Consider the following 19,693-nt stretch of genomic DNA (forward strand, 5'->3'; position numbering starts at 1 on the left):
CAGCGGCACCCCGGGCAGGGCCGGGCCACGGGGGGTGCCGTCGGGGCCGGGCGCGCGCCGGGGCACCTCCTCGGGCGTCGAACGGGCAGGGGCAGCGGACACGTATGACGTGGTGCGTTCGACGCCCTGCGGGGGCGCCCCACCGCACACCCGACCCCGACGGCGCGGGAGTGCCGAGGGACCGGCCCCCCGAGCACCGGCGTTCGACGCCCTGCGGGGTCGGCCCCGACGCCGCGGGGGCCAGGCCCGGCAGGGGCGGACGGTGAGGTCAGGCCGGTCCGGGCTGTCGGTGCGTGCGGCTAGCCTTTTTACGTGTCCGCGCGTCCACCCGTCCTCACCGACCCCGAGCAGCTCAAGGAGCTCCTCGGGATCCCGTTCACGCCCGAACAGATGGCCTGCGTCACCGCCCCGCCCGCCCCGCAGGTCGTCGTCGCGGGCGCCGGTTCCGGCAAGACCACCGTCATGGCCGCCCGCGTGGTCTGGCTCGTCGGCACCGGCGCGGTCGCGCCCGAGCAGGTGCTCGGCCTGACCTTCACCAACAAGGCCGCCGGCGAGCTCGCCGAGCGCGTGCGCAAGGCCCTCGCGCGGGCCGGAATCACCGATCCGGACCCCTCCCCGGCCGATCCCGACGCGGCCGGCGGCGAGCCGCGCATCTCCACGTACCACGCCTTCGCCGGGCAGCTCCTGAAGGACCACGGGCTGCGCATCGGCCTGGAACCCGGCTCCCGCCTGCTCGCCGACGCCACCCGCTTCCAGCTCGCCGCGAAGGTGCTGCGCGAGGCCCCCGGCCCGTACCCCTCGCTCACCAAATCCCTCCCCGACCTGGTCGGGGACCTCCTGGCGCTCGACGCGGAGCTCTCCGAGCACCTCGTCGAACCGGCCGGACTGCGCGCCCACGACACCGCCCTCCTCGACACCCTCGCCGGTACGAAGCTCACCAACGAGGACCTGCGCAAGGTCCCCGAGGCCGCGCGCGGCCGCCTCGAACTGCTGGAGCTCGTCGCCCGCTACCGCGCCGCAAAACGCTCCCGCGACCTCTTCGACTTCAGCGACCAGATAGCCCTGTCCGCGCAGCTCGCCACGACCCGCCCCGAGGTCGGCGCCCTGCTGCGCGAGGAGTTCCGCGTCGTCCTGCTCGACGAGTACCAGGACACCTCCGTCGCGCAGCGCCTGCTGCTCTCCGGTCTCTTCGGCGCGGGCACCGGGCACGCCGTGACGGCCGTCGGCGACCCCTGCCAGGCCATCTACGGCTGGCGCGGCGCCTCCGTGGCCAACCTCGACGACTTCCCCGAGCACTTCCCGCACGCCGACGGCAGCCCCGCCACCCGGCTCTCCCTCAGCGAGAACCGGCGCAGCGGCGGCCGCCTGCTCGACCTGGCCAACGGGCTCGCCGCCCCGCTGCGCGACATGCACGAGGGCGTCGAGGCGCTGCGCGCGGCGCCGGGCGAGGAACACGCCGGTTTCGTGCGCTGCGCGCTCCTGCCGACGCACGCCGAGGAACTCGAATGGCTCGGGGACTCCGTCGCGCACTTGGTGAGCACCGGCACGGAGCCCGGCGAGATCGCCGTGCTGTGCCGCTCCGCGGGGGACTTCGCGCGGATCCAGGCCGTGCTGGTGGCCCGGGACGTGCCGGTGGAGGTCGTCGGCCTGTCCGGCCTGCTGCACCTGCCCGAGGTCGCGGACCTGGTCGCGGTCTGCGAGGTGCTCCAGGACCCGGGGGCCAACGCCGCCCTGGTCCGGCTCCTGATCGGCCCGCGCTGGCGGATCGGCGCGCGCGACCTGGCCCTGCTGGGCCGCCGGGCCCGGCTGCTGGTGGACCGCGCCCCCTCCTCCGCGCAGGACGCGGACGAACGCCTCGCGGCGGCCGTCGAGGGAGTGGACCCGGCCGAGATCATCTCCCTGGCCGACGCCCTGGAGACCTTCCTCGACGGCGCCGGGCAGGCCCCGGACGACCTGCCCTTCTCGGCCGAGGCCCGGGTCCGTTTCGCGCACCTCGCCCAGGAACTGCGTGACCTCAGGCGCTCGCTCGCCGACCCGCTGATGGACGTACTGCACCGGGTGCTGGCCGCCACCGGCCTGGACGTGGAGCTGTCCGCGTCCCCGCACGCGCTGGCCGCCCGCCGCCGCGAGACCCTGTCGAACTTCATGGACGTCGCCGCCGGCTTCGCCGCCCTCGACGGCGAGGCCACGCTCCTCGCCTTCCTCGCCTTCCTGCGCACGGCGGCCCAGTACGAGAAGGGCCTGGACCACGCGCTGCCGGGCGGGGAGAACACGGTCAAGGTCCTGACGGCCCACAAGTCCAAGGGCCTGGAGTGGGACGTGGTCGTGGTCCCCGACCTCTGCGCGGGCTCCTTCCCGAAGGAGAAGGCGCCGGAGGCCTGGACCTCGTACGCGAAGGTGCTCCCGTACGCCCTGCGCGGTGACGCCGCGACCCTGCCGGGGGACCCGGCGTGGACGTCGGCGGGCCTCAAGTCCTTCAAAGCGGCCCTGAAATCCCACAAGGAGACGGAAGAGCTCCGCCTCGGCTACGTGACCTTCACCCGCCCCCGCTCCCTGCTGCTGGCCTCGGGCCACTGGTGGGGCCCGACGCAGAAGAAGCGGCGGGGACCGTCGGCGTTCCTGACGGCCCTGTACGAGCACTGCGCGGCGGGCTTCGGCGAGATCGAGGCCTGGGCGGAGGAACCCGACCCGAAGGCCGAGAACCCGTCCCTCGCCGACGACTCCGCCCCGGACCACTCCTGGCCGCTCCCCCTGGACCCGGCCTCCCTGGCCCTGCGCCGCGCGGCGGCGGCGCTGGTCGAATCCCACCTGGCCACCCCGCCGTCAACGTCTCCGTCTCCGGAGGAGGACCCGTACCTCTGGCCCCCGCACTGCGAGGACCCGTCCTACGAGGACGAACCCGGGCCGTCCGCCCACCCCGGCGACGCCCCGCCCCCGAACGACCCCTGGGCAGCCGACCCGTGGGCCGCGCCCGGGCCTGCGGCTGCGGCGGAAGGCGCGGACTCCGACGACCCCTGGGCCGTCGAGTCCTGGTCCGTGCCAGGCCCCGCTCACGGCGTACCCGCAACCGGCCCCGAGGCCCCGGCCGCCGGCCCGGACTCCGACGACCCTTGGGCTGCCGAGCCCTGGGCCGGTCCCCGGCCCGCCGCCGGCGCAGCCGCACCCGTGAACGGAGCCCCCGCCGGGCCGGTTTTCGACGACCCCTGGGCGGCCGAGCCCTGGGCCGCAGGCCCGCACCCCACCGGGGTCCGGGGCGGAGCCCCGGTTGCGGGAACGGGCGGGGTGGGGGACGACCCCCTCCGGCCCACCCCCGCCGCCGACCCGTACGACGACCTCTGGCCGGAGGCCGACGCCCCGACCGCCCCGACCCCCGCCGGGAGGCACCCCGCGCCCGGGTCCGCAAGGCCCGCCCGCCGGCCGAAGGCCGCCACCACCCCCCTCACCCCGGAAGAGGCCCGGACGGTGGCCTCCTGGGACCGTGACCTCGACGCCCTGGAGGGCGAGCTCCGCCGTGCCCGGGCGGCCGTCCGGGACGTACCGCTCCCGCCCGCCCTCTCGGCCTCCCAGCTCCTCCGCCTCGCCGCCGACGAGCAGGGCTTCGCCCGCGACCTCGCCCGCCCCATGCCCAAGCCCCCCCAGCCCGCGGCGCGCCAGGGCACCCGCTTCCACGCCTGGGTGGAGTCCCGCTTCGACGAGCTCCCCCTCCCGATCCTCGACGTCCTCGACCCCGCCACCGAGCTGCCCGGCTCCGACCAGGAGATCGCGGACGAAGCCGACCTCGACGCCCTCAAGGCCGCCTTCGAGCGCAGCGAATACGCCGACCGCCCGCCCCACCGCATGGAAGCCCCGGTCCAGCTCACCCTGGCCGGCCGGGTCATCCGCGGCCGGATCGACGCCGTGTACCGCACCGAGGACGGCGGCTACGAGATCGTCGACTGGAAGACCGGCCGCACCACCGAGGCCGACCCGCTCCAGCTCGCCGTGTACCGCCTGGCCTGGGCGGAAGCCACCGGCACCCCCCTCGCCCAGGTCAAGGCCGCCTTCCTGCACGTCCGCAGCGGCCGGGTGATCCGCCCCCGCAACCTCCCCGACCGGGCCCGCCTTGAGCGGATCCTCCAAGGCAAATCGGGCACGGACGGTGACGCTCAGGCGGAAGGCTAGGCTCGTGGCCATGAGCCTCAGCACGCCGGACAGCGTCGTCCGCACGTACATCGACACCCACCGCGCCGCCTTCCTCGACGACCTCGCCGAGTGGCTGCGCATCCCGTCCGTCTCGGCGCAGCCCGAGCACGCGGACGACGTGCGCCGCAGCGCCGAATGGCTGGCCGCGAAGCTCAAGGAGACCGGTTTCCCGGTCACCGAGGTCTGGGAGACGGACGGCGCCCCCGCCGTCTTCGCGCACTGGCCCAGCGAGGACCCGGACGCCCCCACGGTCCTCGTCTACGGGCACCACGACGTCCAGCCCGCCGCCCTCGCCGACGGCTGGCACACCGAGCCGTTCGAGCCCGTGGTCAAGGACGGCCGGATGTACGGTCGCGGAGCCGCCGACGACAAGGGCCAGGTGTTCTTCCACACCCTGGGGGTGCGCGCGCACCTGGCGGCCACCGGCGCCACCGCCCCCGCCGTGAACCTGAAGCTCCTGATCGAGGGCGAGGAGGAGTCCGGCTCCCCGCACTTCCGCGCGCTGGTCGAGGCCCGCGCCGCCGAGCTCGCCGCCGACGTCGTGATCGTCTCCGACACCGGCATGTGGTCCGAGACCACCCCGACCGTCTGCACCGGCATGCGCGGCGTCGCCGACTGCGAGATCGACTTCCACGGCCCGGACCAGGACATCCACTCCGGCGCCTTCGGCGGGGCCGTGCCGAATCCGGCCACCGTCGCCGCCCGCCTGGTCGCCGCCCTGCACGACGAGGACGGCCGGGTCACGATCCCCGGCTTCTACGACGGCATCGCCGAGCTCACCGACGCGGAGCGCGCGCTCATCGCCGAGCTGCCCTTCGACGAGGCGGAGTGGCTGCGCACGGCCAAGTCCCACGCGGCCGCGGGCGAGGCCGGCTACTCCACCCTGGAGCGGGTCTGGGCCCGCCCGACCGCCGAGGTCAACGGCATCGGCGGCGGCTACCAGGGCCCCGGCGGCAAGACGATCGTGCCCGCCTCCGCCCACCTGAAGCTTTCGTTCCGCCTGGTCTCGGGGCAGGACCCGTACGAGGTCGAGGCGGCCGTCAGGGACTGGGTCTCCGCCCGGATCCCGGACGGGATCCGGCACTCCATCATCTTCGGCGCCCCGACCCGCCCGTGCCTGACCCCGCTGGACCACCCGGCCCTGCAGTCGGTCGTACGGGCCATGGGCCGCGCCTTCGGCCAGAAGGTCCGCTTCACGCGCGAGGGCGGCTCGGGCCCGGCGGCCGACCTCCAGGACGTTTTGGACGCACCCGTCCTCTTCCTCGGCATCTCGGTACCCTCCGACGGCTGGCACTCGCCGAACGAGAAGGTGGAGCTGGACCTCCTCCTCAAGGGCGTCGAGACGACCGCCTACCTGTGGGGCGACCTGGCCGCCACCCACCGCGGCGGAAGCGCCTGACACCCGCACCGTCGCACCCGCACCCGCCGCACTCGTAGTCCGTACGCCTGCCTAGTCCCACCACCGGGGGAGTTGGAAGTACCTGTGAGCACCCGTACCGAGCGTCCGCTCTCGCTCGCCGCGCCCAGCGGAATCGACCGCGCCGCGCACCACCGCCTCGACGAGGCGTGGCTCGCCGCGGCCTGGAGCCACCCCACCACCCGTGTCTTCGTCGTCTCCGGCGGTCAGGTGCTGATCGACGACACCCCCGACGGGGGCACCGGCATCGTGATGACGGCGGCCTTCGAGGCACCGGCCACGGAGACGCACCGGTACTTCCTGGGCACCGACGAGGACGGCGTCCGGTACTTCGCGCTGCAGAAGGACTCGCTGCCCGGCCGCATGGACCAGTCGGCCCGCCCGGCCGGCCTGCGCGAGGCCGGACTGCTGCTGGGCCACCGGGACGCCGGGCTGATGGTGCACGCCGTGGCGCTGGAGAACTGGCAGCGGATGCACCGTTTCTGCTCCCGCTGCGGCGAGCGGACGGTCGTCGCGGCCGCCGGACACATCCGTCGCTGCCCGGGCTGCGGCGCCGAGCACTACCCGCGCACCGACCCGGCCGTGATCATGCTGGTCACGGACGAGCAGGACCGCGCGCTGCTCGGCCGCCAGGTCCACTGGCCCGAGGGCCGCTTCTCGACCCTGGCCGGCTTCGTGGAGCCGGGAGAGTCCATCGAGCAGTCCGTCGTGCGCGAGGTGTGGGAGGAGGCGGGCGTCAGGGTCGGCGAGGTCGAGTACGTGGCCAGCCAGCCGTGGCCCTTCCCGTACAGCCTGATGCTGGGCTTCACGGCCCGCGCCACCACCTCGGAGATCAACGTGGACGGCGAGGAGATCCAGGAGGCCCGCTGGTTCTCCCGCGAGGACCTGCGCCGCGCGTTCGAGACCGGCGAGGTGGTGCCCCCGTCGGGCATCTCCATCGCCGCGCGCCTCGTCGAGAACTGGTACGGCGAACCGCTGCCGAAGCCGGCCGCGTGAGTTTCGTCGCCCCGTAACGTTCGTCACAGCACCTTCGACACAGCAGAAGGCCCCCGCCGAGGCGGGGGCCTTTCTGACGGGCTCGGCCGAGCCCCGTGGGCCGCTCGGCGGCTCAGACGGCGAGGGCCTGCTTGACCTGGGCCAGGCTCGGGTTCGTCATGACGGACTCGTTGCCGGCGGCGGACTTCACGAGCACGGTGGGAACGGTCTGGTTGCCGCCGTTCGCCTTCTCCACGAACGCCGCGGACGCCGGGTCGAGCTCGATGTTGATCTCGTTGTACGCGATGCCTTCCCGGTCCAGCTGGGTCTTCAGCCGGCGGCAGTAGCCGCACCAGGTCGTGCTGTACATCGTGACGGTGCCCGTGTCCTGCATGCTGCGGTCTCCTTCGTGAGGGCTCGTTGGTCCGAGTACCCGAACGTACGGGACGCCGCCGCCATTCCCGTACCACGCCCCTCCTCGTACAAGTACGACGGATGCGCACGGGCTGTGGACAAGTTTCCCGCCCGACCCACGAGACCTGGCAGCATTGCGGGGTGACAGCAGCAACGCACTCCCCGTCCTTCCCCGCCTCCGCAGGTTCCCCGGAATCGGCCGACGCGGTGCTCCTGGGCCTGGACCCGGAGCAGCGCGAGGTCGCGACGACCCTGCGCGGACCGGTGTGCGTGCTGGCCGGCGCCGGCACGGGCAAGACCCGCGCGATCACCCACCGGATCGCGTACGGGGTCCAGTCCGGACAGCTGATGCCCGCCAGCGTGCTGGCCGTCACCTTCACCAACCGCGCGGCCGGGGAGATGCGCGGCCGCCTGCGCGGTCTCGGCGCCGGCGGCGTCCAGGCCCGCACCTTCCACTCCGCCGCCCTGCGCCAGCTCCAGTACTTCTGGCCCAAGGCGGTCGGCGGGGACGTGCCGCGGCTGCTGGAACGCAAGATCCAGCTCGTCGCCGAGGCTGGCGCCCGCTGCCGCATCCGCCTCGACCGGGGCGAGCTGCGCGACGTCACCGGCGAGATCGAGTGGGCCAAGGTCACCCAGACGGTGCCCGCCGACTATCCGGCGGCCGCCGTCAAGGCGGGTCGCGAAGCCCCCCGGGACCTCGCCGAGATCGCACAGATCTACGGGACGTACGAGCAGCTCAAGCGCGACCGCGCGATGATCGACTTCGAGGACGTGCTGCTCCTGACGGTCGGCATCCTCCAGGACCGGCACGACATCGCCGAGCAGATCCGCGCCCAGTACCAGCACTTCGTGGTCGACGAGTACCAGGACGTCAGCCCCCTCCAGCAGCGGCTGCTCGACCTCTGGCTCGGTGAGCGCGACAGCCTCTGCGTCGTCGGCGACGCCAGCCAGACCATCTACTCCTTCACCGGCGCCACCCCCGACCACCTGCTGAACTTCCGGACCCGCTACCCGCAGGCCACCGTGGTCAAGCTGGTCCGCGACTACCGCTCCACGCCCCAGGTGGTCCACCTCGCCAACGGGCTGCTCAAGCAGGCCAGGGGCCGGGCCTCCGAACACCGCCTGGAACTGGTCTCGCAGCGCGACACCGGCCCCGACCCGGTCTACGCCGAGTACCCGGACGAGCCCGCCGAGGCCGAGGGCGTCGCCCACCGGATCCGCGATCTGATCGCGGCGGGCGTCCCGGCCGGCGAGATCGCCGTGCTCTTCCGCATCAACGCCCAGTCCGAGGTCTACGAGCAGGCCCTCGCCGACGCCGGGGTCCCCTACCAGCTGCGCGGGGCCGAGCGGTTCTTCGAGCGGCAGGAGGTCCAGAAGGCGATCCTCGCGCTGCGCGGAGCAGCCCGCTCCGCCGGGAGCGGGAACGACCGGGTCCTCGACGACATCGTGGAACTGGGCGCCCAGGTCCGCGCCGTGCTCAGCTCCACCGGCTGGACCGCCGAGCCGCCCGCCGGCTCCGGCGCGGTCCGCGACCAGTGGGAATCGCTGGCCGCCCTGGTCCGTCTCGCCGAGGACTTCGCCCGCAGCCGGCCGGGGGCCAATCTGGCGGACCTGACGATCGAGCTGGAGGAGCGCAAGGCCGCCCAGCACGCCCCGACGGTGCAGGGCGTCACCCTGGCCTCGCTGCACGCGGCCAAGGGCCTGGAGTGGGACGCCGTGTTCCTCGTCGGCCTCACCGACGGCATGATCCCGATCACATATGCCAAGACCGACGAGCAGGTCGAGGAGGAGCGCAGGCTCCTCTACGTCGGCGTCACCCGGGCACGGCTCCATCTGACGCTCTCCTGGGCGCTCTCCCGCGCCCCGGGCGGCAGGGCCTCCCGGCGGCCCAGTCGCTTCCTGAACGGCCTGCGGCCGGGCTCCGCGGCCCCGGGGAGGCTGCCGGGTTCCCCGGCCGACCGGGCGTCGCGGGCGCGCGGCAGGCGGGGCCCCACGCTGTGCCGGGTGTGCCGCAAGACCCTCACCGAGGCGGGCGAGATCAAGCTGATGCGCTGCGAGGACTGCCCGTCCGACATGGACGAGGGGCTCTACGAGCGGTTGCGGGACTGGCGCGCGGTCCAGGCGAAGGAGCAGGGTCTGCCCGCGTACTGCGTCTTCACGGACAAGACGCTGATGGCGATCGCGGAGGCCGCGCCCTCGGAGGCCGGAGAGCTCTCGATGATCTCCGGCGTCGGCGGCCGCAAGCTGGACCGGTACGGAGCCGACGTCCTGGCCATCTGCGCAGGCCGGGAGAGCGGAACCGAGGATTCTGACGACGCGTAGAAACTCGTCGGAAAAATAGTTTGCACATGCCCAGCGAAGACCCATAGGTTCTTAGCAACGGAAACGGTGGCTTCTCCGAAGCCCCGGATCCGTGCTGTACTTATCCGAATACGCATGGGACGGACCCCCCGGGGTCAGGTCCCCGAGACGCCGAGAGGAGGCGAGACCAGTGACCAGCTTCATGACCTTCACCAAAATGACCGATCGCTCGGTCGCCGCTTCCTGCCTGCTCGGTTCCGTCTCCCTCCGGGGTACCGGTGCGTCCGCGATTTCCGCCGACCGCCCCGCCCTGTCGGCGACCCTTCCGGTCAGCGCGCGCAATGAGCGACCGACCCAGGCACCGGTGGCAGTACTGGCAGCAGAAGCTCAGGCGCAGGGCGCCTATGGCTTCGCCGCCGAAGCCGGTGCCGGATCCAAGACGAAGCAGACGACGAAGCACCAGCACCACCTGATGTGGGCCTTCCGTGGGCTCGAACCCTGGAGTGATCCAGCCTGATCGAAAGATCAGGCCGGCGCCTTCAGGGCCGCGGAACCCCACCCGGGATCCGCGGCCCTTCTGTTTGTCCCCGAACGGGGATGACGGAGCGAAGGGGCCTCGGGACTGGCAGAACCAGACCAGCCGCGACCGGCCGACCGGCCGGAACGACTAGCCGACCAAGACGAGGAAGAAAACACCGTGCAACTCGAAGCGCACGCCCCGTCCGTATCGCAGACCCAGACTCTCTCCCCGCCCGCAGTCCCGGAGGACTCCACCTTGACCCCGCTCACCGCGCTCACCGCGCTCGACGACGCCATCGAGAACCTCGGCGTCCCGGTTCCCTGCCGCACCTTCGACCCGGAGGTCTTCTTCGCCGAGTCCCCGGCGGACGTCGAGTACGCGAAGTCCCTGTGCCGTACCTGCCCGCTCGTCGAGGCCTGCCTCGCCGGGGCGACCGAGCGTCGTGAGCCCTGGGGCGTCTGGGGCGGAGAGCTCTTCGTCCAGGGTGTCGTCGTAGCCCGGAAGCGCCCCCGTGGCCGTCCGCGCAAGAACCCGGTTGCAGCGGCATGACCGCCCTCGGAACCATCGACCGCCCCCTCACGCACGACCCCCTGAAGCAGGCCCTCATGTCCCCCTACGCCACGAGCGAGCAGCCGCACGGCGCCGCCCACGCAGACTTCATCACCGCAGGCGAGATCACCTCGCGTCAGAACAGGACCCGTGAAATGCAACTCATCCCAGAAGCCCTGGCTCGTGCCCATATGGACGACCGCATGCGCGAGGTGGACGCCGAGCGTCACGCCCGCCGCCTGGTCGCCGCCCGCCGCATGCAGCGGCGAGCCGAGCGAGTCTCGCTGCGCGCCCGCCGCGCGCTGGCCATGGCCGTCATGCACTGAGTGCCGAAGACGGCACCACCCGGGGGGACCGGTCCGAAGGGACCGGTCCCCCCGGTGCGTTGCGGACGGCTGTCCACCCCCTACGGGGATATCGTCTGTAGGTGGACCAGCCGACTTCCCACCCCGTCCCACCGGGAACCGAGCCCGAGCCCGTCGTCTGCGCGCGCTGCGGCACCCAGGCCCCGCCCGGCCCCCCGCCCACCTGGACCTGTTCGGTGGAGAACGGGACCAGACAGTACTTCTGCGTCGACTGCGCGCGCGCCAACCTCCGCGCGATCGAAGGCAGACTCGACTCCTCCTGGTGGTGACCGCCCCTCGGCGTCACTCGTCGGAGGCGAACCCCGGCAGCCAGGTGTCCAGTTCCTCGCGCAGCCGCACCGTCGCGCCCAGCTGGCACAGCACCCCGATGGTGCTCAGCGTCACGCGGTGGATCAGCAGGTACGAGGGCGGCAGGTTGATCTGCCGACCCAACTGGTGTGCGGGGGAGCGGGGATCGGCGATCCTCGCCGCCTGGCCGCGCAGCCACGGCCGGGTGAAGGTGAACTCCTCCGCCTCGGCGGGCTCGATGATCGGCTTCAGGTAGTCCAGCACCGCATCGGGGTCCAGTTCTATGGACTCCCTCACGAACCCCTCCGCGCACAGGTGGCCGTAGACCCCCTCGGCGTCGCCGTCCAGGGTCATCCGCAGCGACCTGCCGATGGGCTCGGGCCAGCCCCCGGGCAGCCGGTCGACCGTGCCGAAGTCCAGGACACCCAGCCGCATCCGGCCGTCCGCGCCCGATATCAGGCGGAAGTTGCCCGGGTGCGGGTCCGCGTGGAGCAGGCCGGTGCGCGCGGGACCGGAGAAGAGGAACCGGGCCAGCAGCTGACCGGCGCGGTCACGCTCCTCGTCGGTGCCGTCGGCTATCACCTCCGACAGCGGGGTGCCTTCCATCCACTCGGTCACCAGCACCTGGTCGCCCTGGTGCACGACATCCGGCACGACCACGTCCGGGTCGTCCGCGAAGGCTTCCGCATGCGTCCGCTGAGCCTCCGCCTCCAGCTCGTAGTCGAGCTCCTCGGCGACCCGGTCGCGCAACTCCTTGATCAGCGGCTTGATTTCCATGCCCGGGATCAGCGGCCCCAGCAGCCCCGCGAACCGGCCCAGCTGCTTCAGGTCCGACAGCAGGGCCTCGCCGGCCCCCGGGTACTGGACCTTGACCGCCACCGCCCGGCCGTCGTGCCACACCGCCCGGTGCACCTGGCCTATGGAGGCCGCCGCGGCCGGCTTGTCCTCGAACTCCTCGAACAGCTCCCGCCAGTCCGCGCCGAGCCGGTCCGCCAGCACCTGGTGCACCGTCGCCGAGGGCAGCGGCGGGGCCGCCTCCTGAAGCTTCGTCAGCGCCGCCCGGTAGGGCCCCGCGACCTCCTCGGGCAGGGCCGACTCGAAGACCGACAGGGCCTGCCCGAACTTCATGGCACCGCCCTTCAGCTCCCCGAGCGTGCGGAACAGCTGCTCCGCGGTGCGCTGTTGAAGCTCTCGCGCGACGATCTCGGCCGACTTGCCGCCGATCCGTTTGGTCAGCCCCCATGTGGCCCGACCTGCGATGCCGAGAGGCAGCGCGGCCAGCTTGGCGGTACGGGTGACCGCTTTCCGGGGAAGATCAGACATAACGCCCCTCCGTTTCCCAGACAGCTGCGCCGCAAGTGGCAGCCTCTGGCCCGCCCTCCGGCCCGGCGGACCCAACGCATCCTGTCATGGCCCTCCCTCCCGGTCCGCTCCCGATCCTCCTCCTGCGTGCTCCAGTGCCGCTGGACGTGCCGTGCTCGCCCCGCACGGACAGTCGGGGTGCGGGCGCACCGCGACGGCTTGCCAGTGCAGGGAGGGCAGGGCGGCCTCCCAGCGGGAGCCCGTGCTCGCCGGGAGTTCGCCGTCGAGGAAGGACAGTGCGTGGGCCGCGGCCAGGCCGGCCACCGCCGTGGACAGCCCCAGATCGCAGGCGGCGCCCGCGCGGCGGCGGTGCGCCGATCTCCACTGCACCAACATCCTCGGCCAGGCCGGATCCCGGTCGACCTGGTCGCGTTCCATGCACCCGGCGCAGGCCGTCGCCCCCGGCAGCACCAGCGGACCCACCAACCCGGTGCCCTCCAGCACGCCCGCGAACAGGTGCGGGACTCCGGTGGCGACCCAGCCGGCCGAGGTCTCCGGATCCGGGGCCCAGGCACCGAGCCCGTCCCGGGGCGCGACCACCACCAGGGACAGCCCGGGCTCCGCCCCCGTGTGCTCCCCGGTTCTCGGGGCGGGGCCCGGGGCCGACTCCCGCACGGCCTTCCCCGCCGCCTCGGCGCGCAGCCGGCCCACACCGCCGGGCCCGATCCCGCCGGGCGCCACGTCCGCCGGTTCCACGCGACCCCCGTCGAGGACCTCGACCCGGCCCACGCCCGCCCCCGCCAGGACCGAGGCGATGACCCCGCCCACCCGGCCGCTCCCGCGCACCTGGACCCGTATCGCCCGGCGCGCGGCCACACCCCGCAAGTCCCCTCCCGGCTCGCGGTGGACGAGGGAGAGGGAGCCCAGATCGGGTCCCAGTCGCTCCAGCACCTCCGGCCGCTTGCGCACGGCCTGAGCCCGCGGGCCGCCCGCCGTGACGTCGTCGATCAGGCCGGCGCCCGCCAGACGCCGCACCACCTCGTCCGCCTGACCGTCCGGCAGCCCCATCGCCGCGGCCTCCGCGCGCAGCAGCTCCATCCCCCGAGTCCCGTCGATCCGGTCGATCAGGGCGCCCGTCGTCGTGTCCACCGGCCCGAGCGCCACCGCGTGCGCCGGGGTCACCCCGAACTGCACCGTCTGCAGATCCCGCCAGGCCCGCGCCAGCGCGGGCTTCACCTTCGGATACATCGCCGTCCTCCCCCGATCCGGATCGGGATACCGACCCCGATCCGACCCCGCTTTCCGCGTCTTCCGCGGCCACTTCCGCAACAGTGCCCGCCCGCCGAATTCCGTGCAGAAATTTGTCCACAGGCGAGAGGTATTAGGCATATGAGATGGAGAAAAGGGATGTTCCGCGGACCCGCCGTGAATCGATCATGTTCGAACCCTGGACGAGCGGGACTTCCACCACGCCCACCGGGTACCGTCGTGGCGTGTCCGCCGACCCAACGCAGCGAGCCGTGGAAGTCCGCCGGAGCGCGCGCCGCCGCAGGACCGTATCCGCCTACCGCGAGGGTGACCGTACGGTCGTCCTCATCCCTGCCCGGATGTCCGAGGCGGAGGAGCGGCGCTGGGTGGGCGTCATGCTCGACAAGCTCGCCGCCCAGGAGGGCAAACGCACCTTCGGCGACGCGGAACTGGGCGAGCGCGCCGAGCGTCTGTCCGAGCAGTACTTCGGCGGCCGCGCCCGCCCGCGCTCGGTCCGCTGGGTCACCAACCAGAACACCCGCTGGGGTTCCTGCACGCCGGCCGAGGGCAGCATCCGGCTCTCGCACCGCCTCCAGGGAATGCCGGAGTACGTGGTCGACTACGTGCTCCTGCACGAGCTCGCCCACCTCCTGGTCCCCGGCCACGGCCCCCGCTTCTGGGAGCTGCTGGAGGCCTACCCGAAGACCGAACGGGCCCGCGGATACCTGGAGGGGGTCGTCGCGGCGGAGCGGCTGCCGAAGGTCCCCGCCGCCCGCGACGAATAGGTCCCGAACGGCGCGGCGTGATATGTACCGGGTCGGTACCGGCTTGGCCGGATGTCGGAAGTTGCCGTTAGCCTGAGCGGCACGTATTCACAGTCGGGATGGGGGACGGTCGTTACGTATGGCCAGGGAATTCCAACGAGGCCACAAGGCCAAGATCAGTGATCTGACGGCGGGCACGGACCTGTACGTGGGCGTCCAGATCTCCGGACCCGGACTCACCTTCGACATCAGCTGCTTCGGCCTCGACGCCAACGAACAGCTGTCGGACGACCGTTACTTCGTCTTCTTCAACCAGCCGAAGTCGCCGGAGGAGTCCATCCAGCTGCTCGGCGCGCAGTCCGGCGACGCGGAATCCTTCCGGGTGACCCTGGACCGCATCCCGGCGCACATCCACAAGCTGTCCTTCACCGCCACCATCGACGGCGCCGGACAGATGTCGCAGATCGGCCCCGGCTACATCCGGATCGTGGCGGGCGGCGAAGAGGTCGTCCGGTACTCGTTCACCGGCTCGGAGTTCAGCACCGAGCGGGCCGTCATGCTCGGCGACTTCTACCTCAAGGACGTCTGGCGCTTCGCGGCCGTCGGCCAGGGCTTCGACGGCGGACTCGAGGCGCTGCTGAAGAACTTCGGCGGCGAGGTCGCCGAAGAGGAACCGCAGCAGGCCCCGGCCCAGGCCCCGGCCACGCCCGGATTCGCCGCGCCGCCGCAGGCGGCCGCCCCGGCCCCCGCCTTCGGCGCCCCCGCCCCGCAGGCACACGCCCCGCAGGCCCCGGCCCCCGCGCCCTCCTACGGCGGCCAGGTCCCCGGCGCGCCGGCCCCCGCCCCGCAGGCGTACCCGCAGCACAGCGCGCCCACGATGGCCGCGCCGCTGGTCCCGGCGCCCCCGGCGCAGCCCACGCCCGCGCCCTACGGCCAGCCGCCCCAGCAGCAGCCGTACGGACAGGTCCCGCCGCCGCCCGGCCCGGCCCCCGCGCCCTACGGCCAGCCGCCCCAGCAGGGCTACGGCCAGCAGCCGTCGTACGGCCACCCGGTCGGCCAGCAGCCGCCCGCGTACGGCCAGGTACCCGGCCAGCCCCCCGCGTACGGTCAGCAGCCCGGCTATCCGCAGCAGCCCGGCTACCCCCAGCAGGCCGCCCCGGCCGCGGGGGCAGGCCTCGCCGCCGCCCTCCAGCCGTACAAGGAAGCCCCCACGGGCACCCGCTGGACCCCGCAGAACCAGCAGCTCATGCGGGTCGACCTCAGCATGGGCGGCCAGGCCGTCCTCGCCCGCCAGGGCAGCATGGTCCTGTACCAGGGCAAGGTCGACTTCAGCTACAAGGGAGCGGGCTTCGCCGGCCGCATCGTCGGCAACGCCACCGGCCAGGAGATGCAGCTCATGCGCTGCACCGGCCGCGGCCAGGTCTTCCTCGCGGAGAACGGCGCCCACCTCCACGCGATCGAACTCCAGGGCGACGCGATCTGCGTCTCCGCCGAGAACGTCCTCGCCTTCGACGAGTCGCTCCAGCACGAGGTCCGCCGCATCGAGGGCCACGGCATCCCCGGCGGCGCCCTGTTCACCATGCAGTTCCAGGGCTCCGGCACCGTGATCGTCAAGACGCACGGCGTCCCGGTCGTCCTGCCCGTCACCCCGACCACCTTCGCGGACAGCAACGCCATCGTGGCGTGGTCGGCCGCCTCCCAGGTGATCATCTCCAGCCAGGTCCGGCTCCGGCGCAACGCCTACCCCGGCCACAGCGGGGAGACCGTGAACCTCCAGTTCCGCGGCGCTCCCGGCAACTTCATCGTCGTCCAGCCGTACGAGGTCTGAGGGAGCCCGACATGAACGCAATGAACCAGCAGCTCGCGGGCTACGCCCCGACCCCCGTCACGGCCCGCATGGAGAACCACGGCAAGGCCATGCTCAAGGTCGCCATGCAGAGCGGCCAGGACCTCTTCGCCCGCACGGGCTCGATGGTCGCCTACGAGGGCTTCGTCCAGTACGAGCCCAACCCGCCGGCCGTCCGCCAGATGGCCTCGCAGTGGCTCACCGGCGAAGGCGCACCGCTCATGAAGTGCACCGGCGACGGCCTGCTCTACCTCGCCGACTACGGCGCGGACGTCGTCGTCATCAACCTCAACAACGACGCCCTCTCCGTCAACGGCACCAACCTGCTCGCCTTCGACGCCCACCTCCAGTGGGGCGTCGAGCGGGTCAAGGGCATCGCCAAGTTCGCCGGCCAGGGCCTGTTCAACGTGGGGATCTCCGGCACCGGCTGGGTCGCCATCACCTCCCGCGGCACCCCGATCGTGGTCGACTGCGGCCGCGGCGAGGACGAGACGTACGTCGACCCCGACGCGCTCGTCGCCTGGTCCCCGAACCTGAAGGTCAAGGGCAAGCGCAGCTTCAAGGCCTCGTCCCTGATCGGCCGGGGCAGCGGGGAGGCCTACCAGTTGGCCTTCTCCGGCCAGGGCATCGTCGTCGTACAGCCCAGCGAGGACAGCACCGACCGGCTCCGGGCCCGGGGCTGAGGGGGGAAAGGCACATCATGCAGAGCTCACTTTTCGCCCACGCCGAGGCGCAGTCCCAGGAGCGGTACGCCGTCCAGAACCCGCAGCTGCTGCGGGTCACGCTGACCGGCCACGACGACGTGCTCGCCCGCAAGGGCGCCATGGTCGCCTACCAGGGCATCGTCGACTTCGACGGCGAGTACCAGAGCACCACCCAGCGCACCGCCCGCGCCCGCACCGGCGAGGGCCTGGACCTGATGCGCTGCTCCGGGCAGGGCACGGTCTACCTGGCCAACCTCGCCCAGTACGTGCACGTCGTGGACGTGGACCAGGACGGCCTCACCGTCGACAGCGGCTACGTGCTGGCCATGGACTCCACGCTGCACACCGAGGCCATCGCGGTGGACAGCCAGTACGGGGTCTCCGGCACCGGCAAGTACCAGCTCAACATCACCGGCCGCGGCAAGGTCGCCCTGATGACCTCCGGTCAGCCGCTGATGATGCAGGTCACCCCGGACAAGTACGTCAACGCCGACGCGGACGCCATCGTCGCCTGGTCCACCTCGCTGCGCGTGCAGATGCAGGCCCAGACGCACTCCACCGGCGTCTGGCGGCGCCGCGGCAACACCGGCGAGGGCTGGGAGCTCAGCTTCCTGGGCACCGGCTTCGCGCTGGTCCAGCCCAGCGAGGTGCTGCCGCCGCAGAACGCCCAGCTCGGCCAGGGCATCGCCGCCCAGTACGGCATGGGCCAGCACGGCGCGCACGCGCAGAACCAGAACAACGCCTGGAACTAGCCGCGAGCCGGTGGTCACGACGGAGGGGCGGTCCCAGCGGGGACCGCCCCTCCGTCACATCCGCGACTCAGCCGCCGAGCCGCGCCAAGGTCGCCTCCAGCAGCCGCACGACCGAGGCGTCGGCCACCGCCGGCACCTCCTCGTACGGGAACCAGCGCAGGTCCAGGGACTCGTCGCTGATCTCCGCCTCCGCACCGGCCGGGGCCAGCGCCGCGTACTGCACGTCCAGGTGCCAGTTGCAGGGCGCCGGGATCGCATGCCGGTCCAGCCGCACCGGCCCGCCGGGCAGCAGGCTCAGCCCGGACGGAATCCCCGACTCCTCGACGGCCTCGCGCAGCGCCACCCCGGCCAGGGTCTCGTCGCCGGGCTCGCAGTGGCCGCCCATCTGCAGCCACATGCCCAGCTTCTTGTGCAGGGTCAGCAGGACCCGGCCGCCCACCGGGTCGATCACCAGGGCGCTGCCGGTGACGTGCCCGGCCCGGCAGGGCTTGTAGACCCCGTCCTCGTGGGCGGCGAGGTGCTCCAGGTAGACGTCCCGCAGCTCGGGCTGGCCTTCGTACTCCTTCAGCACGAGGACCGCGTCTTCGTGCAGGCTCACTTCTCGCCGCCGTCCTCGTCGCGCTTCTCCGCGGCCTCGCCGAGCATCTTGTCCAGCTCCGAGAAGTCCATCTGCTCGCGGTGCACGAAGCCGTCCGGGTCGTCCAGGTCGGACGCCGTCGGCAGCATGTCCGGGTGCTCCCACAGCCCGTCGCGCCCGTCCACCCCGCGGGCGTCGGTGAGCGAGGCCCACAGCCGCGAGGCGTCCCGCAGCCGGCGCGGACGCAGCTCCAGGCCGATCAGCGTCGCGAAGGTCTGCTCCGCCGGACCGCCCGAGGCGCGCCGCCGGCGCATGGTCTCGCGCATCGCGTCCGCCGAGGTCAGACGGGGCTTCGCCGCCTCGTGCACGACCGCGTCCACCCAGCCCTCGACCAGCGCGAGTGCCGTCTCCAGGCGGGCCAGGGCGGCCTTCTGCTCGGGGGTGTCCTGCGGCTGGAACATGCCGCCCTGGAGCGCCTCCTGGAGCTGCTCCGGATTCGACGGGTCGAGCTGGCCGACCATTTCCTCCATCTTGGAGGTGTCGACCTTGATGCCGCGGGCGTAGCCCTCGATCGCACCGAACAGGTGCGAGCGCAGCCACGGCACGTGCGCGAACAGCCGTGCGTGCGCCGCCTCGCGCAGCGCCAGGTACAGCCGTACCTCGTCCGAGGGGACGCCCAGGTCCTTGCCGAAGCTCTCGATGTTCAGCGGCAGCAGCGCGGCCTTTCCGGCCGGGCCCAGGGGCAGCCCGATGTCGGTGGAGCCGACGACCTCGCCCGCGAGCACGCCCACGGCCTGCCCGATCTGCTGGCCGAACATGGCGCCGCCCATGGAACGCATCATCCCGAGCAGCGGGCCCGCCATGGCCTGCATCTCCTCGGGAAGCACGCCGCCCATGGCCGCGCCGACCCGCTCGGCGACCGGGTCCACGAGTTCCTTCCACACCGGGAGGGTCGCCTCGACCCACTCGGCACGGCTCCACGCCACGGCGGTGGTCGCGCCCGAGGGCAGCGAGGTCGCGCCGTCCAGCCAGTGGTCGGCGAGGCGCACGGCCTCCTCGACGGCCGACTTCTCGGCGATACCGACGCTCACGTCCTTCACACCGTCCGACGTGCCCTGCGACACGGTCTGGCGGGCGATGTCCTTGGCCATGTCCCAGTTCACGGGACCGCCCTCGTAGCTCAGCATCTGGCCGAGCTGCTGGAAGGCCGCGCCCAGGTCATTGGGGTTCATCGAACCGAACATCGCGGCGAACGGATTGTCCGCGCCGCCCTGGCCGCCGGCGCCGCCGGGCAGGCCCATGCCCGGGAACCCGAACGGATTCGGGCCGCCCTGACCGCCCTGATTGCCCTTCTTCTTGCCCTCGTCGCCGTTGTCCGGCTCCTCCGGCGGAAGGCCGAATCCGAATGGGGTGTCGCTCACGGGTTTCCTCGGCTCGTAGGGCCGCCGGCGGGTGCCGACGGGCAATGGTCCGACAACACCACCCAGCG

At 72.8% G+C, this 19,693-nt stretch carries 17 protein-coding genes; 12 read left to right on the top strand and 5 right to left on the bottom strand.

Annotated elements, in window-relative coordinates:
• Positions 1-312: 312 nt before the first annotated feature.
• From ACFYZL_RS03970 to nudC, 3 genes are all read left to right on the top strand, one after another.
• Entirely contained in the window at positions 313-4,161 is a 3,849-nt protein-coding gene (locus ACFYZL_RS03970) for a UvrD-helicase domain-containing protein (protein ID WP_388675723.1), read from the top strand.
• Positions 4,162-4,171: 10 nt separating this feature from the next.
• Positions 4,172-5,581, top strand: a complete 1,410-nt coding sequence (locus ACFYZL_RS03975) for a dipeptidase (protein WP_388675726.1) — start codon at positions 4,172-4,174, stop codon at positions 5,579-5,581.
• A 72-nt stretch (positions 5,582-5,653) separates the two neighbouring features.
• The gene (gene nudC, locus ACFYZL_RS03980; RefSeq protein ID WP_384753014.1) at positions 5,654-6,595 is read left to right on the top strand and encodes an NAD(+) diphosphatase; all 942 of its coding nucleotides are present in this window, start codon (positions 5,654-5,656) and stop codon (positions 6,593-6,595) included.
• A 112-nt stretch (positions 6,596-6,707) separates the two neighbouring features.
• Here nudC and ACFYZL_RS03985 read toward each other — a convergent pair whose 3' ends face one another.
• A complete protein-coding gene (locus tag ACFYZL_RS03985) occupies positions 6,708-6,968 on the bottom strand; it encodes a mycoredoxin (RefSeq protein WP_030029876.1) in 261 nt (86 codons plus the stop codon).
• A 101-nt stretch (positions 6,969-7,069) separates the two neighbouring features.
• Between ACFYZL_RS03985 and ACFYZL_RS03990 the strand changes: the two genes are divergently transcribed.
• The 5 genes from ACFYZL_RS03990 (at position 7,070) to ACFYZL_RS04010 (ending at position 10,992) form a co-directional block, all read left to right on the top strand.
• On the top strand, positions 7,070-9,310 hold the full coding sequence (locus ACFYZL_RS03990) for an ATP-dependent DNA helicase UvrD2 (protein ID WP_388675730.1): 2,241 nt from the start codon (positions 7,070-7,072) through the stop codon (positions 9,308-9,310).
• A gap of 181 nt (positions 9,311-9,491) precedes the next feature.
• Complete coding sequence (locus ACFYZL_RS03995) at positions 9,492-9,806, top strand: hypothetical protein (RefSeq protein ID WP_384753023.1); 315 nt, start codon at positions 9,492-9,494, stop codon at positions 9,804-9,806.
• A gap of 180 nt (positions 9,807-9,986) precedes the next feature.
• Positions 9,987-10,358: a WhiB family transcriptional regulator gene (locus tag ACFYZL_RS04000; RefSeq protein WP_365165514.1), complete on the top strand. Its 372-nt coding sequence runs from the start codon at positions 9,987-9,989 to the stop codon at positions 10,356-10,358.
• A complete protein-coding gene (locus tag ACFYZL_RS04005; protein ID WP_384753008.1) occupies positions 10,355-10,684 on the top strand; it encodes a hypothetical protein in 330 nt (109 codons plus the stop codon). Before ACFYZL_RS04000 ends, ACFYZL_RS04005 begins: the two co-directional genes overlap by 4 nt.
• Before the next feature lie 101 nt (positions 10,685-10,785).
• Positions 10,786-10,992 (top strand): hypothetical protein, encoded by a 207-nt coding sequence (locus ACFYZL_RS04010; RefSeq protein WP_384589585.1) that lies wholly within the window; start codon positions 10,786-10,788, stop codon positions 10,990-10,992.
• Between the two features lie 13 nt (positions 10,993-11,005).
• Here the strand turns inward: ACFYZL_RS04010 and ACFYZL_RS04015 are convergent, their stop codons facing one another.
• Together ACFYZL_RS04015 and ACFYZL_RS04020 are read right to left on the bottom strand one after the other, a co-directional pair.
• Positions 11,006-12,334, bottom strand: coding sequence for an ABC1 kinase family protein (locus tag ACFYZL_RS04015; protein WP_384753005.1), 1,329 nt, complete (start codon positions 12,332-12,334; stop codon positions 11,006-11,008).
• An 84-nt stretch (positions 12,335-12,418) separates the two neighbouring features.
• Positions 12,419-13,561, bottom strand: a complete 1,143-nt coding sequence (locus ACFYZL_RS04020) for a ThiF family adenylyltransferase (RefSeq protein ID WP_388675735.1) — start codon at positions 13,559-13,561, stop codon at positions 12,419-12,421.
• A 188-nt stretch (positions 13,562-13,749) separates the two neighbouring features.
• Here ACFYZL_RS04020 and ACFYZL_RS04025 point away from each other — a divergent pair, with 188 nt between their 5' ends.
• The 4 genes from ACFYZL_RS04025 (at position 13,750) to ACFYZL_RS04040 (ending at position 17,627) form a co-directional block, all read left to right on the top strand.
• Positions 13,750-14,346, top strand: coding sequence for a M48 family metallopeptidase (locus ACFYZL_RS04025; RefSeq protein WP_384589576.1), 597 nt, complete (start codon positions 13,750-13,752; stop codon positions 14,344-14,346).
• 118 nt (positions 14,347-14,464) lie between these two features.
• Positions 14,465-16,153 (top strand): TerD family protein, encoded by a 1,689-nt coding sequence (locus ACFYZL_RS04030; RefSeq protein ID WP_388675739.1) that lies wholly within the window; start codon positions 14,465-14,467, stop codon positions 16,151-16,153.
• A gap of 20 nt (positions 16,154-16,173) precedes the next feature.
• Positions 16,174-16,854, top strand: a complete 681-nt coding sequence (locus ACFYZL_RS04035) for an AIM24 family protein (RefSeq protein ID WP_384589610.1) — start codon at positions 16,174-16,176, stop codon at positions 16,852-16,854.
• Between the two features lie 17 nt (positions 16,855-16,871).
• On the top strand, positions 16,872-17,627 hold the full coding sequence (locus ACFYZL_RS04040; protein ID WP_384752997.1) for an AIM24 family protein: 756 nt from the start codon (positions 16,872-16,874) through the stop codon (positions 17,625-17,627).
• Between the two features lie 67 nt (positions 17,628-17,694).
• On the opposite strand, the gene ACFYZL_RS04045 is transcribed toward ACFYZL_RS04040, so the two are convergent.
• Both ACFYZL_RS04045 and ACFYZL_RS04050 read right to left on the bottom strand, forming a co-directional pair.
• The gene (locus ACFYZL_RS04045) at positions 17,695-18,225 is read right to left on the bottom strand and encodes an NUDIX hydrolase (RefSeq protein ID WP_384752994.1); all 531 of its coding nucleotides are present in this window, start codon (positions 18,223-18,225) and stop codon (positions 17,695-17,697) included.
• Positions 18,222-19,625, bottom strand: coding sequence for a zinc-dependent metalloprotease (locus tag ACFYZL_RS04050; RefSeq protein ID WP_384752991.1), 1,404 nt, complete (start codon positions 19,623-19,625; stop codon positions 18,222-18,224). Before ACFYZL_RS04050 ends, ACFYZL_RS04045 begins: the two co-directional genes overlap by 4 nt.
• Positions 19,626-19,693: the final 68 nt, after the last annotated feature.

The organism is Streptomyces sp. NPDC001717 (assembly GCF_042892775.1).
Lineage (GTDB): Bacteria > Actinomycetota > Actinomycetes > Streptomycetales > Streptomycetaceae > Streptomyces.

Bases quoted from the DNA above. Each gene is read 5' to 3' on its own strand.
- ACFYZL_RS04030 (WP_388675739.1), top strand. From the start codon at position 14,465: ATGGCCAGGGAATTCCAACGAGGCCACAAGGCCAAGATCAGTGATCTG.
- ACFYZL_RS04015 (WP_384753005.1), bottom strand. From the start codon at position 12,334: ATGTCTGATCTTCCCCGGAAAGCGGTCACCCGTACCGCCAAGCTGGCC.
- ACFYZL_RS04005 (WP_384753008.1), top strand. From the start codon at position 10,355: ATGACCGCCCTCGGAACCATCGACCGCCCCCTCACGCACGACCCCCTG.
- ACFYZL_RS03995 (WP_384753023.1), top strand. From the start codon at position 9,492: ATGACCTTCACCAAAATGACCGATCGCTCGGTCGCCGCTTCCTGCCTG.
- ACFYZL_RS03975 (WP_388675726.1), top strand. From the start codon at position 4,172: ATGAGCCTCAGCACGCCGGACAGCGTCGTCCGCACGTACATCGACACC.
- ACFYZL_RS03985 (WP_030029876.1), bottom strand. From the start codon at position 6,968: ATGCAGGACACGGGCACCGTCACGATGTACAGCACGACCTGGTGCGGC.
- ACFYZL_RS04040 (WP_384752997.1), top strand. From the start codon at position 16,872: ATGCAGAGCTCACTTTTCGCCCACGCCGAGGCGCAGTCCCAGGAGCGG.
- ACFYZL_RS04025 (WP_384589576.1), top strand. From the start codon at position 13,750: ATGTTCGAACCCTGGACGAGCGGGACTTCCACCACGCCCACCGGGTAC.
- ACFYZL_RS04035 (WP_384589610.1), top strand. From the start codon at position 16,174: ATGAACCAGCAGCTCGCGGGCTACGCCCCGACCCCCGTCACGGCCCGC.
- ACFYZL_RS03990 (WP_388675730.1), top strand. From the start codon at position 7,070: ATGCGCACGGGCTGTGGACAAGTTTCCCGCCCGACCCACGAGACCTGG.
- ACFYZL_RS04020 (WP_388675735.1), bottom strand. From the start codon at position 13,561: ATGTATCCGAAGGTGAAGCCCGCGCTGGCGCGGGCCTGGCGGGATCTG.